At 56.6% G+C, this 18,114-nt stretch carries 12 protein-coding genes and 1 pseudogene; 8 read left to right on the forward strand and 5 right to left on the reverse strand.

From position 1 onward, the window contains the following. The first annotated feature begins 42 nt into the window (after positions 1-42). The 3 genes from Q7F16_RS13670 (at position 43) to Q7F16_RS13680 (ending at position 5,161) form a co-directional block, all read left to right on the forward strand. Positions 43-2,178: a methyl-accepting chemotaxis protein gene (locus Q7F16_RS13670; RefSeq protein ID WP_409556297.1), complete on the forward strand. Its 2,136-nt coding sequence runs from the start codon at positions 43-45 to the stop codon at positions 2,176-2,178. A 132-nt stretch (positions 2,179-2,310) separates the two neighbouring features. Then, the gene (locus Q7F16_RS13675; RefSeq protein WP_409556298.1) at positions 2,311-3,060 is read left to right on the forward strand and encodes an SDR family NAD(P)-dependent oxidoreductase; all 750 of its coding nucleotides are present in this window, start codon (positions 2,311-2,313) and stop codon (positions 3,058-3,060) included. Between the two features lie 277 nt (positions 3,061-3,337). Further along, entirely contained in the window at positions 3,338-5,161 is a 1,824-nt protein-coding gene (locus tag Q7F16_RS13680) for a sigma-54-dependent Fis family transcriptional regulator (protein ID WP_409556299.1), read from the forward strand. Between the two features lie 69 nt (positions 5,162-5,230). On the opposite strand, the gene Q7F16_RS13685 is transcribed toward Q7F16_RS13680, so the two are convergent. The 3 genes from Q7F16_RS13685 to Q7F16_RS13695 form a co-directional block, all read right to left on the reverse strand. Further along, a complete protein-coding gene (locus Q7F16_RS13685; RefSeq protein WP_409556300.1) occupies positions 5,231-6,115 on the reverse strand; it encodes a fumarylacetoacetate hydrolase family protein in 885 nt (294 codons plus the stop codon). Between the two features lie 130 nt (positions 6,116-6,245). Next, positions 6,246-7,367, reverse strand: coding sequence for an LLM class flavin-dependent oxidoreductase (locus Q7F16_RS13690; protein WP_409556301.1), 1,122 nt, complete (start codon positions 7,365-7,367; stop codon positions 6,246-6,248). 118 nt (positions 7,368-7,485) lie between these two features. Next, the gene (locus Q7F16_RS13695) at positions 7,486-8,739 is read right to left on the reverse strand and encodes an aspartate aminotransferase family protein (protein ID WP_409556302.1); all 1,254 of its coding nucleotides are present in this window, start codon (positions 8,737-8,739) and stop codon (positions 7,486-7,488) included. A gap of 357 nt (positions 8,740-9,096) precedes the next feature. Between Q7F16_RS13695 and Q7F16_RS13700 the strand changes: the two genes are divergently transcribed. The 3 genes from Q7F16_RS13700 (at position 9,097) to Q7F16_RS13710 (ending at position 13,308) form a co-directional block, all read left to right on the forward strand. Then, entirely contained in the window at positions 9,097-10,635 is a 1,539-nt protein-coding gene (locus Q7F16_RS13700; RefSeq protein ID WP_409556303.1) for an aldehyde dehydrogenase family protein, read from the forward strand. Positions 10,636-10,826: 191 nt separating this feature from the next. Next, positions 10,827-12,290: an APC family permease gene (locus Q7F16_RS13705; RefSeq protein WP_409556304.1), complete on the forward strand. Its 1,464-nt coding sequence runs from the start codon at positions 10,827-10,829 to the stop codon at positions 12,288-12,290. Positions 12,291-12,357: 67 nt separating this feature from the next. After that, entirely contained in the window at positions 12,358-13,308 is a 951-nt protein-coding gene (locus Q7F16_RS13710) for a C-terminal binding protein (protein WP_409556305.1), read from the forward strand. A 297-nt stretch (positions 13,309-13,605) separates the two neighbouring features. Here Q7F16_RS13710 and Q7F16_RS13715 read toward each other — a convergent pair. Both Q7F16_RS13715 and pdxR read right to left on the reverse strand, forming a co-directional pair. Further along, positions 13,606-13,799 (reverse strand): annotated as a pseudogene (locus tag Q7F16_RS13715) (hypothetical protein); the annotation flags it as partial. Between the two features lie 11 nt (positions 13,800-13,810). Further along, complete coding sequence (pdxR, locus tag Q7F16_RS13720; protein ID WP_409556306.1) at positions 13,811-15,325, reverse strand: MocR-like pyridoxine biosynthesis transcription factor PdxR; 1,515 nt, start codon at positions 15,323-15,325, stop codon at positions 13,811-13,813. A 131-nt stretch (positions 15,326-15,456) separates the two neighbouring features. Here pdxR and Q7F16_RS13725 point away from each other — a divergent pair, with 131 nt between their 5' ends. Together Q7F16_RS13725 and Q7F16_RS13730 are read left to right on the forward strand one after the other, a co-directional pair. Further along, positions 15,457-16,902 (forward strand): gamma-aminobutyraldehyde dehydrogenase, encoded by a 1,446-nt coding sequence (locus tag Q7F16_RS13725; protein WP_409556307.1) that lies wholly within the window; start codon positions 15,457-15,459, stop codon positions 16,900-16,902. A 146-nt stretch (positions 16,903-17,048) separates the two neighbouring features. Continuing rightward, entirely contained in the window at positions 17,049-18,113 is a 1,065-nt protein-coding gene (locus Q7F16_RS13730; RefSeq protein ID WP_409556308.1) for a phosphotransferase, read from the forward strand. Position 18,114 lies beyond the last annotated feature (1 nt).

Here is an 18,114-nt window from a genome sequence, read left to right on the forward strand (position 1 = left end):
GGTTGCTCATCAATCCGTCCGGCTGTCGTCATCGGGAAAAACATGTCTCTCAATACTGGCTCTATTCGCGTCAAAATTGTTGTATTGGCAGGCTTGTGCCTGCTCGGCATAGTCGCTGTGGTGGTGGCCATGAATATCCACTTTTCCAGCGTGAATAATTCGCTAATTGCCCAAGCCAGCGAGCGCACGATGATCCACGCCGCGAAGACCTTGCTTCAGGCCAAGGCGGCTGAACAGACGGCCGTGTTGGGCAGTTATTTTCGTCAGAGCCAGATACTGTTGACGTCGCTCGCCGATCAAGTCACCGCCCAGAGTGAAGGGTGGAAGCGACACGGCGGTAACCCCGCAGTATTGCGTGAGTTGCTCAACGATAGCGTGAAAAAGCTGTATGAACGCAACACGGCACTCGGCTTGCAAGGGCTGTGGATCGTCTTCGAGCCAGATTCACTGGATGGTCAAGATGCCGTTTTTGTGGGAGATGCAACTCACAGCGGTAACGACAACGGGCGCTTCACCGCTCAATGGAGTCGCTACGGCGGGAGCTCGGTGAATTCGACTATCGCAGAAGCGGATCTACTGAAAACCGACCTGAATGCCAGTGGTGTTCCCTACAATAACTGGTTCGTTTGTCCGAAAACGACGCGGCAGCTATGCGTGCAATCGCCCTACAACGATACCGTCAACGGTGAAAAGGCTCTGCTTACGACGATATCGATGCCCGTCATGGTCAATGGCGTTGTAGTGGCCGTCGTCGGGGTTGATCTATCGCTGGCGGCGCTGCAAGCCGGGGTGCATGAGAGTGCTGCGGGTCTTTTTGGAGGTCAGAGCTACATCATTGTGACATCCGCCGATGGCGTCGTTGCGGCGGACAGTGTCGATCCCGCAGCCATTGGCGCACCTTTGCCGCCCGACATGGGTGGCAAGGTGCAGGATCTGGCAAAAGATGGCACCGCGGTGGTCGAGAGCGAGGGAGAAATTCGTGCGACGATCCCTTTGAATGTGGCAGAAGGCGTAACGCCTTGGAATGTGCTCCTGGGCGTGCCCCGACAGGTGCTGCTCGAAGACACGCTCGCGTTGCAGCGGCAACTGAACGACGCGCAGGCTCGAGGGGTGACGAATACGGTGTTGGTTGGCTTCGTTGCAGCTTCGATTGGGTTGACGCTGATATGGCTGATGGCCTCTGGGGTGATTCGTCCAATCAACTCGGTGGCACAGATGCTCAAGGAGATTGCCACCGGTGATGGCGATCTGACGCGTCGCCTGGATTACGTCAAGCGAGATGAGCTCGGTGAGCTGGCGAGCGGGTTCAATCGTTTTCTGGACAAATTGCAACCCACCGTCGCCCGGATCAAGCAAAGCATTATTGAAATCCGAACTGCCGCCGACCAGTCCTCGACAGTCACCCGTGAAACAAGCGAAGGCATGCAGGTTCAGTTTCGGGAAATCGACCAGGTCGCTACCGCATCGAATGAAATGAGCGCCACCGCGCTGGACGTTGCCACCAATGCGTCAAGTGCAGCCACTGCCGCCCAGGTCGCGGATAATGAGGCTCAGGATGGGATGGCGATCATCCGTCACAGTACGGCTGAGGTTACCAACCTGTGTGAAGAGATAAGCCGCGTGGTGGTCCAGGTTGAGGCACTGGCGGTCAGCAGCGAGCAGATCGGCTCGGTGCTGGATGTCATCCGGGGCATCGCGGAGCAGACAAATTTGCTGGCATTGAACGCAGCCATCGAAGCGGCGAGAGCGGGTGACAGCGGGCGTGGGTTCGCTGTGGTGGCCGATGAGGTGAGGGCTCTCGCACGACGCACTCAGGACTCAGTCGAAGAAATCCGCCATGTCGTTGAGCAGATCCAGGACCGCACCCGTGGGGTTGTCACGCTGATGCACAACAGTCACAGCAAGACCAAGGACAATGCGCAAAGTATTCACAAGGCACTCAAGGCTCTGGATCGTATCGGTGAAGCAGTCTCCGTCATCACTAGCATGAACCTGCAAATTGCGAGCGCCGCCGAAGAGCAGGGCGCGGTTGCTGAAGAGGTCAATCGTAACGTCGCCAACATCCGCAGTGTGACGGAGTCCTTGACCCGTCAGGCGAGCCAGTCGGCGCAGATCACCGGTCAGTTGAATGTGTTGACGGTCGAGCAGATGCGGCTGATGGATCACTTCAAGGTCTGAGTGCCGCCAACCCTTGCCGCCGGGCATAGACGCCTGTACCTAAATGACACAGTCGGCATCCTTGACAGGGCGCTAAGGTGACGCGAGTAACAATGCTTGGGCGTGAGCCCATTAATAACAACGGAGAGAGTCATGAATAGAGTTTTGGGCAAGGTGACAATTATTACCGGTGCAGCGCGTGGGCAAGGCGAAGCTCACACGCGGTTGTTCGCTTCCGAAGGTGCAAAGGTGTTGATGACCGATGTGCTCGATGCCCCCGGTTCGGCGGTGGCGCAAGAACTGCGTGATGCCGGCTACGATGTTCATTATCTCCACATGGATGTGACGTCCGAGGCTGATTGGATCGCTGTCGTCAAAGAGGCCGAAGCGCGTTGGGGACGGGTAGATATTCTGCTGAACAATGCCGGCATCGTGGGTTCCATGAAAGGTGCCCACGAAGAAGAACTCAGCGCCTGGACCAAACTGACGGCGATCAACCAGCAGGGGGTTTTCCTCGGCATCAAGCACGCTGTGCCGGCCATGCAACGTGCCGGTGGCGGCTCCATCGTCAACGTTTGCTCCATCAACGGCCAGGTGGGCGGAGCGGGCTTCTTTTCCTATCAGGCCTCCAAGGGCGCCGTGCGCATGATGACTAAAGCGGCTGCAATGCAATATGTGAAGGACAATATTCGCGTCAATTCTATTTGCCCAGGTCTGGTGATGACTCCGATGGCAGAAGAAGAGGGTGTCGAATCAAATAATGCCTTCGCAGCCGCTACGCCTATGGGCCGAGGTGCGCGTCCAGAGGAAGTCAGTTACGGCGTGCTGTACCTGGCCTGTGATGAAGCGAGCTACGTAACGGGTACCGAGCTGTACATCGACGGCGGCTATACCGCTCAGTAATAGAGACAAACCGGCCTTGGGTGGTCTGGCATCACAATTGCTCATGGATCACTTCACCAGCTTTCTCGGGTTCAGCGTCCGCCAACAGCCACTCGTTTCATCCCCAACGAATACTTGCGAAGGATTCTGACGAATAGCGTCAGCGGACGTTTAACTCAACCGAGGCGGAGGAGTATTCATCAGGGGCTTGGGGGGGGACGGTGCACCCTTGAGGTCTGCACCAAGCGTAAAGCCGGTCTGCACTGCCTTGCTTGCCTCTCAAGGGCGGAGAATTGACATGAACCCTAAAATGACTAACAAGCGGCACGAAGTTGCCGCAGGTTCACTTACTAAATCTGCCATCATCACGCTCAGAGAAAAATTTCTATGTGACCCACTGCATACCGATTTGTCCACGCTACGCCCGGTAATTGCAAGATCGTGGCAACGCAGCGCGCTATGTCAGGTCAGCCCTGCTCAAAAAACCATGGAACTGGTCGCCAAGCCGCACCTGGATGAAAGGATTTTACAAACGGCACGGCCCATTCTAGACGAGCTTGAACGCTTGTGTGTGGAATCACAAGGCATTGTGACCCTGGCCGATTCAATGGGGACCATCGCTGATTTTCGCGGCGACCCGATGATGGTTAAGCGTGCCGAGAAGTGTTTCCCGATTCTGGGGGGCTGCATGTCCGAAGATCAGATCGGCACGAATTCGGAAGGCACGGCGATTGAGGAGGGTGGTGCCGTCCAGGTTTGGGGCGCCGAGCACTTCAATGACGCACTGCAGGATATGTATTGCACCTCGGTACCGATCCGCGACCCGCTGCGGCGTTCTATTCGCGGCGTCCTGAGCCTTGCGTTTCCCGAGCGACTTGTGACTGGTATGGACCCACGTTCGATTCTGCTGATCCTTCAGGGGGCGGCATCCCAGATCAACAGTGCGTTGGCCGCCAGCCTCGCTGCGCGTGAGCAGCTGCTGTTGTCTGAATATCTGCGTGAAGTGCGCAAGCGGGGCACCGATGCGGTGGTCGCCATGGACGGCAAGACCACCATCGCCAGCCGCAGTGCGATGCAGATGCTCGATCAGAGTGACTATGCAGTGTTGGCAGGTTATGCCCAGGAGATTCAGCATTGCAGCGAGCCTATCGAGCGCGAGATCAGTTGCGGTCCGGAAAAAGCGCTGTACCTGCAAGCCCGGCCGGTCGACAGTGGTGACGGAGAGGCGGGTGCCGTCATGCGTTTGCGCAAGTCTGAAGCGCGCTTTTCCCGCAATCAGGTTCTTCGGATCGCGGGGCGCAAGGATCAGTTCGAGCAACTGATTGGTAACAGTTCACCCTTCAAGCGGGCCATCGAGGGCGCCGCGACCGCTGCGGCCAGGGGGATCTCGGCCTACATCGTCGGTGAGGCCGGTACCGGCAAGCTGTTGTTGGCCGATGCCTTGGCCGGTCGAGTGGGAGGGCCTACCCGTACACATCAATGCGCTGCATTGTCCTTGGGCAGTCCGCTGGACATCCAGCAGGTTTCCGATGACTTGGCTAACGGTGGCACGGTGGTTTTTCATCGCATAGACAGTTTGCCGACGCTGTTCAGGGACCAACTGACATTATTGCTTTCGGGGCTGGACCAACCCAGGGTGTTCATGACGTTTGCCACCGTGACTGACGATATGCTCCCGTTGATTTCCAGTATGCAAGGCATTGAAATTCAGATGCCTTCATTGCGTATTCGCCGCGATGACATCCCGTTGCTGGTCGACCATTTCCTCAATGCGCTGCCTCAACCACGTCGTATTTCGTCACGCCTGCTCGAGGTACTGGCGGGGGCCGAGTGGCCCGGTAACGTCCGGCAACTCAAGGAGGTCGTCGAGGCAGCGGCACTCAGAGCGACAGGGACTGAGGTCAGGCTGGACGATCTGGCAGAAGTGCATCGTCGTGCGCTGGCGCGGATCCGGCTCAGTCGCTTGCAAAGAGCAGAACTGGAGCAAATTCGAGAGGCGCTGATCGAGGCGGGCGGGAATCGGCTGCGTGCTGCTGCGATACTACGGATAGGGCGTTCGACACTGTATCGCAAGATAGACTCATACACCGTACGAGGCTTTGAGATCGAAGTGCGTTCCTGACAGTTTCATCAATACATCAACACAATGCAAAGAGCCCCGGCGCAAGTCCGGGGCTCTTTTCATCAAGCATTAGCGTACTACGTTGAGCAGACGCCCCACTTCGCTGATCTCTACCTCGACCACGTCACCGGCCTTCAGCCAGAATGGCGGAGTGCGTTTGCTGCCGATGCCTTCAGGTGTGCCCGTCGCAATGATGTCGCCAGGCGATAGTTCGAGAAAGCTTGAAATAAACGAAACCACGTCAGCTACCGAGAAGATCTGATAGCTGGTGTTGGAGGATTGCATCACCTTGCCGTTGACTCGAGTCTGAATATCTAGCTCTTGCGGGTTGCTGATTTCGTTCAGGGTCACCAGGGCCGGGCCACAAGGTGTCGAACCGTCGATCGCTTTGCCTGGCGTCCATTGCGTGCCGCGCAGTTGCAGGTCGCGAGCGGAGGTGTCGTTCAGCACGGTCAAGCCGGCCACATAGTCAAGTGCCTCTTCCGGTTTGACATTGCGGCATGGCTTACCGATCACCACGGCCAGTTCACCTTCGAAGTCCAGGTTCGGGGTGAGGCTTGTGCAGGCGATATCATCCGTAGCGCCGATCAGCGAGGTATTGAATTTGCAAAAAATGTCGGGAGCGGTCGGCAGTTTTCGACCAGTTTCAGCCACGTGATCGCGGTAGTTCAGACCTACACACAAGACTTTGCTCGAATCATGAATAGGTGGGCCCAGGCGCAGCTTGCCGATTTGGCCAACCGCAGCTTCCGGGGTGGCCCTGGCCGATTTGACAACGCGCTCTTCCAGAACCGCCAGCTTGCCCTGCCACTGGGTCAACAGTTGGCGGTTGGTAAGCTGTGCGGGGGCGTCTTCGCCAATGGCGGTGAGCAATCGTTTGGTGTCAAACACATGCTCGTCAATCAGGATGCCAGGCTGCAACTTGCCTTGGCTTTCGTAATTTACCAGCTTCATTTTTTTACCTTGATAAGTGAAGTGCTGTGGCGAGGTTCGCGCTCGGAGCATTGGCGTGGTTTGCCTGCGTACCGAGCAAAAGGTGAGTGATACAGGCAACGAGGAGTGCAGGCACCCCTCGACGCGGTTATCAGTCGTTGATGCCAGCGGGGCGCTTCAAGTCCGCAAGCTTCTCGGTTTTGTGCACGATGCCCTTGATGCGAGGCAGTACTTCGGTGCCCAACAGTTCGAAGTGACGACGGTATTTTTCACGCTGATCGAGGTAGTCGAACGAGAAGTGGATCAGGGTGCCGAAGCCACCGGATGCATCCAGATCACGTTGCAGTTTTTTCACGATGGTGTCCGGAGAGCCGACAAGCCACTTCTCTCGCGCCAGGTATTCAATGTCGATGTCATTCGCTGTCACTTTACCCAGCTCTGGAACCATCACTGGCAGGAACCCGCCGCGCTCGTAGCCTGGTAGCAGCCATTCGCGATACGCCTGCCCCATCGCACCGTTGACGGCCATGTCGATCGCTTCTTCGTCGGTGTCGGCTACCAGGATGTTATGGGCGATTCGCCATTGGTTTCGGTCAGCGACCTTGCCAGCCGCTTCCGCACCCTGCATGTAGCGGTACCAGTGACCGGCCAGGTATTCGCGGCCCACGTTGAAGCTCATCGGCAGATAACCGTTGCGGCCGGCCTCGGTCAGCGTCTTCGAATTCGGGCTCAGGCCGGCCATCGCCAGTGGTGGGTGCGGTTTCTGGAAGGGTTCAAAGAATGGCCCTTGCTGAATTTCGTCGTACTCGGGAACTTCGAATTGCCAGTATTTGCCTTCGTACTTGAATGGCCCTTTGTTCTCCCAGACTGCACGCATGATATCTACGGCTTCAGCCATTTTCTCGGGAGGGTTGGTGTTGCCATGTATCTTGTGGTCGGAAGGGTAAGCGCCCGCGCCCAGACCGACGATTAGACGGCCCTGGGACATGTGGTCCAGTTGCATCAGCCGGTGAGCCAGGGCAACCGGGTTGTGGTTCGCCGGCACGTTGGCGCCGGTGGCGAGCTTGATTCGCTTGGTTTGCGCAAGCGCAGCCGCAAGGTAAAGCTCAGGCGAACAGACGGGCTCCCAGCGCATGGTGCTGTGCTCGGCTACCCACACTTCGGATAAACCAAACTCATCTGCCCAGCGAATGACTTGCATGTCCCATTCGTAGCCATCTTTCAGGCTGGTCTGTGGTGCGCGAAATGGCACCATGAAGAGACCGATATCCATAAAAACCTCCAACTTATTGTGAGTTACAACGTGATTGAGCTTGCGCGGGCGCCCGCTCGACGTTGAACGAGGCGCAGGTCGCCCGGGCCTTTTTTGCGGGCTCAGGTGTTATCGAGGATTAGTTATTGGCGACGAAGCTGATGGCATCCGTCAGGCGATCCGCCAGGTCGTTGACCACCGCTTGAGTCATTGGTGAAGAAAGCGCGATCAAGTTGGCTGGGGAGAGCAGCACGCCACGGTCATACGCTGCCCACCACAATCTGTGTTGTAGCTCGGTCGTATACGCGATTCCCGTCTTGGGGAATGGGCGGAACAACGAGCCCTTGCCGCGAACCTCCCAACCCAGTGCGTCTACTCGATCAGCAATGGCCAGGCGGGCTTCATCGCCCAATGCGTTCATTGAGCCGATGACGTCGGGTGTCAGCAGGCGCAGTGACTCTGCGCCGGCCGCCATGCTCACTGGATTCCCGGAAAAGGTCCCAGCCTGTGGAAGCGGGCTCGGGCCGGTCGGGTCAAGGTGGCGCATCAACTCTTCGCGGCCGGCGAATGCACCTACCGGGAAGCCACCACCAATCAGCTTGCCGGTGGTGAGCAGGTCGGGGGTAATGCCATATTCGGTACAGGCACCGTTAAAGCCAAGGCGCAAGCTGATGACTTCATCGATGATCAATATCACGCCGTAGCGCGAGGCCAGGGCGCGGGCGCCCTTGATGAACTCCGGTGTGGCGGCGATCAATCCGGCGCGGTTAGGGAGTACGTCGATGATGATTGCCGCGAAGTAATCCGGTCTTGCTGCCACGGCTTCTTCGAGGGCTGCAAGGTCGTTGAAAGCGACCAGCGTGACATCGTTGGAAACGCCTGCCGGAACGCCTCGGCGATATTGCGGGCCGCCTGTGCACAGTGCCAGTTCGGACGAACCGTGGTACCCGTTATGCATCATGATGACGCCATCACGTCCGGTTACGCCACGTGCCACACGCACGGCAGTCATGACCGCTTCAGTGCCGGAGTTGGTGTAGCGAACTTGATCTAGGCCCGGCAGACGCGCCAGCAATAACTCCGCGTGTTCCCATTCCTGCTTGTTCGGAATACCCCAGCAACTGCCGTTCTTGATCACTCGGCTGGCCGCCTCGACCAGCGCGGGGTGGGCGTTGCCGTGGATCAGGGTTGTGAAATTGTTGTTGGCATCGATTAGTTCGCGACCACGATCATCCCATACCTTGTACCCTTCGCCGCGAACGGCGTAGGGGGTGGGGGCACCCAGATAGTAGGTGGAGCGGCCAAAGCCACCGGGCAGAAGGGGGAAACCCTTTGAGCCACGACGAAGTTGTGGATCCTGGTTGAGGCTGTGGTTGTCGTTATTGCTTGCCATGATAGTCCGCCCGTCTCCTGAGAAGAATGACCTAAGTGGTCGACATCGTGGGGCTAGACTAACTTCGGCTTAAAACGTCTAACTGTGCCGACTTGGGACAAGGTGCGATCAGTGGCGAGGTGGTGTGCGTCGTTTGGTATTCATCAAAGAATGACAGTTGCGGTTATCTCTTTGCAGTGATGTTCAATATGTAGGAAGACTTGAGCAAGCTTGCTGCAAGAAGGGATTTAGAAAAAATATATATTTAACAAATGGTTATGCTTATGTCTCAGGTTGGGACAGTTGAGGCGGGGCTTTGTGGGTAGCCTTGATTACCAAGTGAACACTCGTCCGAGTGTCCATTCCTTTGGTACGAGGATGATGATGACTACCGCCAACCATGAATTTTTCGCCAACGCCGTTGCGGCTCAACGCGCCAAGCCGCCTACGATAGTTCCGCATGTGATCGCGGGTAAGAAGTACTTCGACGGTGCGCTGCTCAAGCGTGAAGACCCAAGCTTTCCTTCAGTGATTGTTTCCGGTTGCCATGACGCTCCGGCCGAGCTGGTTCACTTGGCAGTCGAGAAGAGCCGCGAAGCGCAACGCGAATGGGTCAAGGTACCGCTGAAGGAGCGTATCGCACGAGTCGCCAAGGCGCTGGATTACGTTGCTGGCAAGATCGACGATTGGACTGTTCGCGTAGCGGTGGAAATCGGTAAAACCCGCGTCGGCGCCCGTGCCGAAGCCACGGAAGTGCTGGAAATTCTGAAGTTCTATACTGAATACGCGGGCCGTCCGGGTGCCTTTGAGGATGAGCGGGAGGCAGATCCCGCAGGGTTCGCTAATGCCTCCGTGCTTCGTCCATACGGTGTGTTCGGGTTTATTACGCCGTTCAACTATCCGATCGTGCAGGCGTCCGGACCTACTATTGCCGCTATCATCGCCGGCAATGGAATGGTGATCAAAGCAACCCATGATGGCCCGTGGTCTTGTCACGCCGTCTATGAAATGTGTGAGGCGATGGACCTGCCCGTAGGCCTGGTCAATATCATCCACGGCGCCGACGAACCGGGGCGTGTGCTGGTTGCGAGCAATGTCGATGGCATGTCCTTCACAGGTTCCGTGGCTGTGGGCCAGGAGATCATTCGACAGTTCAACAGCGGCCCTTATCCACGCCCGGTAATCGCCGAAATGGGCGGCAAGAACCCTGTAATCGTCACTGACACCGCTGATCTGGAAATGGCGGCTGACGGCATCGTGTTCTCGGCCTTCGATCTGGTAGGGCAAAAGTGCAGTGCGCTTTCCCGTGTAATTGCGACACCCAAGGCCTACGAGCGCCTGGTTGAACTGGTCGCCGAGCGTCGTCAGAAAGTGGTGATTGCCGAGCCAGCTGTAAAAGACAGTTTCGGCGGTCCACTGGTCAACCAGCGCGCCGTCCAGCGTTTCAAGCAGGTTGTCGAGCAGGCTAAAGCTGGCGGCTATCGCGTTGACGGTGGCCAGGTGCTGGAACAAGAAGGTTACTTTGTAGAGGCCACGGTAATCTCGGGCATGCCCGCTGAACATGAACTGGCGGTTACCGAGTACTTCCTCCCGCTGGTTTCTATCAGCAAAGTCGACAGTTTTGAGGATGCTTTGACCGCGGCAAACGCGACGTCGATGGGCCTTACTGCGGGCATCTATACCGGTGATGCGGAAGAGGCGCGTACGTTCCTGCGCGAAATCGAAGCGGGTTGCGTGGACGTTAATGTACCAGGACACGCGACCACAGGATGGTGGCCAGGTCCGCAAACGTTCGGCGGTTGGAAAGCCAGTGGCTCCACAGGTAAACAGGCGCTTGGCAAATGGTATGTGCAGCAGTTTGCACGCCAGCAAAGCCGTAAAACGGTGAAAGACCTGGCAGGTTTGCTCTCAGAGTGAAAACCGAGCCTTAAACCTGATGCTGTACGTGCTTTCAAAGTTTCAGGTTTGACACGTTATGAGTCGCGAATTGCGGCTCATGACGTAAAACAAAAATCAGCCATATCTTTGGATGCTCCACGAAGTCGTGCCCGTATTTCTCCTGCCTATAAATTTTTTACATTATAAAAATGCCAACAGGAAAATCAAAAATGAACGCTGTACAAGACAGTATGAAAGTCGCTTCAGGCGACGCACAAGAAGCTGCACCCGGTTACAAACTCAAGGGCAACATGGGAACACTCGATCTCATGTTCACCGTACTCGCTTTTTCGGCGCCGCTGGGTGTTGTTTGCGGGTTTCTATCGTTCAACATCAGTTTTGGTATCGGTGTACCTATCGCGTTCCTGGGTGTCACGGTATTGATGATCATGTTTGCGACGGGCTTCACCAACATGACCCGGAGGGTACCTCGACCGGGGGCATTTTATACCTACATAACTGAAGGCCTGGGACGTCCCTTGGGGTTGGGTGGGTCTTTCCTCGCACTTGTGACCTATGGCTTCAACATTATCGCTGCACTGGTATTCGCTGGCGTTGCCGTTAACAACCTAATTGCCAGCTTTGTCCACACCGCTGCGATCTCCTGGTGGGTATGGTCGATGGCCATGCTGTTGGTCGTATGGGCTATGAGTTACTTCAACGTGGAGTTTTCGGCCAAAGTGCTGTCGGCACTTCTAGTACTTGAAATCATTGCAATCGTTATCTTCGACGTCGCCGTGATTTCCAACGGTGGACCTGAAGGCTATGCACTGGAACCGTGGAATCCGGCGAGCCTGGTGACGCCCAAGCTGGGTTTGCTGCTGTTATTCAGCGTTGGTCTATTCAACGGTTTTGAAGCCACGGCCATCTATCGGGACGAGGTTCGGGACCCGCTCAAAACCATCCCGCGCGCGACCTATCTGGCGATCATTTTTCTAGGCGTTTTCTATGCCATTTCGTCCTACGGACTGATCCTGGCGTCTGGCGTTAGTAATGCTGTCGCGGCGGCTCAGGCCAATCCAGCGGCGATGATGCCTGATGCAGTCTTGAAATACGTAGGCGTGTTTGCCAATCAGGTTGTCAACGTATTAATCGTCACCAGTATGTTTGCCTCCACCCTCGCGTTGCAGAACATTCTTTCGCGCTACACCCACTCGCTGAGTGTGGACGGGGTTCTGCCGCAATATTTTGCCTCTGTTCATCCTAAACACGGTTCTCCCTATCGTTCGGCAATGGCCGTTGGGGCTGCGGGGCTGCTGGCACTGCTGGCGTTGATCGCGACGGGGGGCAAGGATCTTGCGCTGTATGGCGCGGCAGCGGGAATCGCGTTCTACGGAATGTTGTTGCTGCTGTTCATGACGTCGATTGCTGTCTTGGTGTTTTTCAAAAGGGACCCTCAGGGGGGGACAAAGTGGAAGATCTTCTATGCCCCCTTGATCGCTGCTATCGGTGTAGGTGTCGTTCTGGTCACTGCGTCGATGAACATTGAACTGTTGATCGATGCTCCGCCAGCTGTGATGTGGGGGCTGGTCGGTTTGACCTACCTGTCCATCATCGTCGGCATTGTGCTTGCCATTTATCTCAAACGTCGCGGCTCTGTCATTTATGACCGTATAGGCCGTCGAATCGACTGACTTAAACGGGCCTTATCCGCGTAACGGCGAGGCTCCTTTCGAATTCTGAAAAACAAGGATTAGAGCGATGCATTCTGCTATTTCCAACGGAACTCTTTTGATTGCCCCTCACCAATTTCCGCACCTTGAGCGTGAGCAGGCATTGGCTGACCAATTCGGCCTTGAACTGGTGGCTGCCGCTGACCAACAAGCTTTCACCGACGGGATGACGAATGCCGTTATCGTCATGGTGACGCCTTATGGCAAGGTGAACGAAACCGAGTTTTCGCGCATGACGCGATGCAAGGCGGTCGTTCGCTACGGCATGGGTTACGACAACATCGACGTCAAGACTGCAAAAAACCTCAATATTCCGGTGTCGATCGTTCCGGACGCCTCTTCTGAGGAAGTGGCCGCGCATGCGCTTGCGATGGGCATCGCACTGGCTCGCCGTTTGCCTCAAGGCCAGGCCTCGATCGAGAGAGGTGGTTGGGCGGGCACGATTGCCTATGACACGCCCAAGCTTGCCAACATGGAAGTGGGTATTGTCGGCATGGGCCGGATTGGTCGTCTGACGGCCGGCTGGTGGGCGGCGCTGGGGACTCGTGTGAAAGCCTACGATCCTTACGCTACTTTCGATAACGTGACCCAGGCTTCACTAGAAGAAGTGCTCGAACAGTCGGACGTGGTTTCACTGCACCTTCCCCTTAACGCCGACACCCGTAACATGATCAACGCTGCAGTGCTCAAGCGCATGCGCAAAGACTCGGTGATCGTAAATGTATCCCGAGGTGGGTTGATCGACGAGCCAGCGCTCGCCGAAGCGCTGCATGAAGGCCACATCGCCGGTGCGGCTCTGGACGTGTTCGCCAAGGAACCGTTACCGGCGGATAACGCCTTACGCAACGCTCCCAATGTGATTCTGACCCCGCATATCGCCTGGCGCTCGAACACTTCCCTGGGGGCGCTGCAAGACGGTGCAGTAGAGCGTGCCCGCCGCGCGTTGGTCGGCGAAGCGCTGCCTGATGTAGTGAGTTAATCGACTGTCTGGGGTAGGCGTGGCTCAGCGCCTATTCTGGTGAAGGTACGTGCAGACTGCGAGCACCACCCCAGTAGCCGGGGCGTGTCGGGCGTCCCGGTGACCTTCTGAGGTGGTAGCTTTTTTATTGTTAGGATTGTGTGGGGGCTTGTCAGGCACAACAGTGAAAGTACGTATATGGCGGAGCCAGCGACCTGAATGCTCCCCTGATGCTTGGATTTATCGCGTATATCTGAACTCACCCTTTGCATAGGTAAGCGTTCGTAGCTGCATCTATGAAGGTTTATCTATGCTTTTTTAGCGGTAGCTGTTCGGATGGAGAAAGGACATCACCGACTGGCTAGGTGCATGCTCGTAGGTTGAGGACAGCGCAGCACTGAGTTGATCACCAACAGGTTCCAGGCGTGTTTCTTCTCTTAGGCATAATCGTGACGCAGTTAGTGTCGCTTCACCCGGGAGCCGGCCAGTACATGATTTTGGCAGCGATCCACGTCTCGCATATTCAGCATGCCTGGTTGTTACTTTTTTTTGCTACTTGATAGGCCTCGGCCATCTTTTTGACGGCGGGTTCGATATCATTCGTCCTGACTCCTCCATACCCCAGGACATAACCTTTCATTGAGTGCGGCAGTTGGTGATAGAGGCTTATGTCGCGCAGATATACGCCTCTCATTCTGGCTTCTGCTGTCATTCTGGCAAGGTCGATGTTGGAGGTGAACTGTATGGTCAGGTGCAGTCCGGTGTGACCGGTTGAAACCGTTATGGTGTCACCAAAGTGTTCGTTCAACGCACGTTTCAGTTCGCGCTGACGCTCAGCGTAAATGCCCCGCATTCTTCTGATATGGGTCGCGAAATAACCCTCGCCGATGAAGTCGGCCATGGCGGCCTGAAGTCCAAGCTGGCCTGGGCGGTACAACTGAGTCAGGCCACTGGCGAAGGCGTCGGCGAGTGCTTCGGGCACCACCAGATAGCTCATTCGCAATCCTGGGTACATCACCTTGCTAAAGGTGCCCAGATAGATGACCCGCTCATGTTCATCCAGTCCCTGCAGAGAGGGCAGGGGGCTGGAGTCATAACGGAACTCGCTGTCGTAGTCGTCTTCAATAATCCAGAAGTTGTGTTCCCTGGCCAACTCAATTAACAGTCGCCGCCGATGCAAGCCCATCGAGCCCCCCATCGGGTATTGGTGCGACGGTGTCGTGAAGAGTAATTTTGGCAGGTCTTCAGGCTTGGTTTTCTGAAAAGGAAAGAGCTGAGCAGCGACACCATCCTCATCGATCGGAACAGGCACTACTCTCAGACTTGCCGCTTTCCAAATAAGTGCCGTGCTCCAGTTGCAGGGCTCCTCGATCAGTGCGACGTCGCCCGTGTCGGCCAGCATATGCGCGCACAAGTCCAGGGACTGATTCGTTCCCATCGTGATCAGGATCTGGTGCGGGCTGCATTTTACTGAGCGCGATATCTGCAAGTACTCCGCCAGGGCCTGACGCAGAGGCAGATAACCACCGTCGCTGCTGTAGCCGGTCAGCGCCGAGAAGGGCTTCTTGGCGTATCGATTCTGCATGCGTTGCCAGATATGGAAGGGGAAGTTGGTGGTATCGGCAACACCCGGGACGAATGCCCCTTCATGCTCTGTCGCACCGTGAGTCCCACCCACCAGTTCGACCGCCCGGCGTGACAGTCCTGGTCTGTCATCAGACGCTGAAAGCTCCGTTGCCATCTGTACCCGGCTGACGGCAGGGTGAATATTGGCTACGAAACTGCCGCTGCCATGAGTGCTGACGATGTATCCCTCGGCGCCCAGTTTGTCGTAGGCCAAGGTGACGGTCATGCGTGAGACCTTCAATTCTTTGGCCAGCGCGCGAGTTGCAGGCAGGCGATGACCCGGGGCCAGCCGCGCGTCAAGGATCGCTTGCTGCACCACTTTGTAGATTTGCCGTTGCAGCGATATTCCACTGCTTTCCTTCAGCGTGGCGAGAATCAGGTCAGACAGTAAATTGGGGTCAAAAGTGGACATAACAACTAGTTCCGATTGGACATAGGGGCTCAGTCCATATTGTCATAGTTTGTCTGTAACGAGGAGCGCAGCCGGGTCGTGACGTGCTGGTTGCCCTGCCACAGTTTTTACAGACGAGCGTGAGAGTAACTATGAGCACTACACAAGAGTTCGTGATTGATCTGTTGATCGACGGCAAGCTGGTTCGCGGCGAAGGCCACGCGGAAACGCTGGTGAACCCGGCCACCGGTCGAGTGCTGGGAGAAGTGCCGGAAGCCAGCCTTGAACAGATTGATAACGCGGTGGCAGCCGCTCGCAAGGCGTTCCCGGCCTGGTCGCAGTTGCCCCCAGGAAAACGCTCGGCGCTGCTGCTGAAAATTGCCGATCGAATCGAACAGGAAGGCGCCGCTTTTGCCCAAATAGAATCGTTGAACGTGGGCAAGCCCTACGAGCGCATGCTTGAGGATGAGATCCCGGGCGTGGTCGACAACATTCGCTTTTTTGCTGGCGCGGCGCGTTGCCTGACCGGGCTGGCGGCCGGTGAGTACGCAGCCAACCATACGAGCATCATTCGTCGTGACCCGGTTGGGGTGGTCGGGGCCATTGCTCCCTGGAACTTCCCGCTGGCCATGGCCACGTGGAAGATTTTCGCGCCGATTGCCGTGGGTAATACCGTGGTGATGAAACCGTCGGAAAACACCCCGCTCACCGCATTGAAACTGGGCAGTATCCTTGCCGAGATGCTGCCACCTGGTGTGGTCAATATCGTCACCGGACGCGGGCAAACGGTCGGTCAGGCCCTGGGTGAACACCCGGACATCAACATGATGTCCATCACTGGTGATGTCACCACCGGCCAGAAAGTCCTGCAAGCGGCGACTGGCAATCTCAAACGCACCCATCTCGAGCTGGGCGGCAAGGCGCCGGTGATCGTGATGGCCGACGCGGACCTGGAGGCGGTGGTTACCACTGTACGCTCGGCTGGCTTCTATAACGCCGGTCAGGATTGCTGCGCTGCTTGCCGAATCTACGTGCATGAAAGCGTCCACGACACCCTCGTCGCGGCCCTCAAGGAGGCCGTGTGCTCAATCAAGCTCGGGCCCACCGACCAGGCCGGTACAGAGCTCGGTCCGCTGATCAGCGCCCGACAGCGTGAACGCGTTGCAGGTTTTGTCGACCGTGCGAAGGATCAGCCGCATATCCAGGTCATCACGGGTGGTAAACATGTGGCGGGTGATGGTTTCTACTACGAGCCGACCCTCGTTGTCGGAGCCTTGCAAACCGACGAAATCGTCCAGCGTGAAGTGTTTGGCCCCGTGGTTTCGGTGACCTCCTTCCAGGACGTCGATCAGGTCATCGGCTGGGCAAATGACAGCCGCTATGGCTTGGCTTCGTCAGTCTGGACCCGTGATGCCAAGACCGCTGCCAAGGTCAGCGTTCGCCTGCAATACGGCACCACTTGGGTCAATCAACACTTCACCCTCCTGAGCGAAATGCCTCATGGCGGCATGAAGATGTCCGGTTATGGCAAGGATCAGTCGATCTACTGCCTGGAAGACTACACGGTCGTTCGTCACGTCATGATGAACTTCGAATGATATGACGCCCCCGCTCCGGCGGGGGGTACTCCCGATATTCGAGATTCGGGGCTCTTGTGAACGCACTGCAGAGCGACCTGTTTATCAGGTCGCGGCTGGACCGTGCTTCGAAAACGGGTCCTGAATAGCATTAGGCAGCATATCCAATGACTATTAACGGTCTTTCGCTATCACTGAGCAATATGACGACCGCTGTCGAAGAGACGCCCCTGGCGGAAGTCGAAGCGCTTGTATTGGGTCGGTATGGCATGAGTGTCCGATGCACGCGAATCAGTTGTGAGCGTGACGAGCTGTTCCATGTTTTTTCAGTCAACGGCTTGCAGTACATCCTGCGGATGTCGAACCCTGCAGACGATCACTCGACCATTGATATGCAGATTCAAGCGCTGGCCTGGCTGGCCGAACGCGCACCGCATATTCCGGTTCCACTGTTGATTGCGTCGCTCAACGGTGAAGCGTCCTTTGCGGCTAAAGTGGGTGACAACCCGAGACGAATTATTTGGATGACTTCGTTTCTGGAAGGCTTGGCGTTGCCGAAAAGTGTCAGCTCGCAAGCCCAGCTGCGCAACATCGGCATCAGTCTTGCCGAACTCGGGATAGCGCTGCATGGCTTCAATCACCCGGGGGCTGATCGAGTCCTGGCGTGGGACATTCAGCAAGCGGCAGCTTGCCGGGAGATGCTGCCATCAACGCAGAATGCCGATGGCGATAAACCCTGGAACCTGGTTCGGGCAGGCTTCGATTATTTCGACGAAGTCGTCTACCACCGACTTATCAAAATGCGCAGCCAGGTGGTTCATGCCGACTTCAATCCACACAACATCCTGATGGATGAGGGGTGCCATGATGAAGTCTCGGGCATCCTCGATTTTGGCGACATGGTGGCGACCCAGCTGATCAACGACATCGCCATTGCCGCCAGTTACCACACCGACGGCGACCACCCGTTGAGCAAGGTGGCCGAGATGCTTGGGGCCTATCACCGCGTGCTGCCGCTCCTGGTCGAGGAAGTGGACTTGCTATATGACCTGATTATCACGCGTCTGTGTACTGCGATTGCGATCACCGAGTTTCGGGCACGTCTATATCCCGCAAACCGTCATTACATCCTCAAGAACACAGGCGTTGCCTGGGACGGGCTCCAGCGATTGGCGCAAGTCAGTCGAGCGGATGCCCAAGTCATTCTTCGTAAAGCATGCAACCTGGAGTGAA

The organism is Pseudomonas sp. Lb2C2 (assembly GCF_052112205.1).
GTDB lineage: Bacteria > Pseudomonadota > Gammaproteobacteria > Pseudomonadales > Pseudomonadaceae > Aquipseudomonas > Aquipseudomonas kilonensis.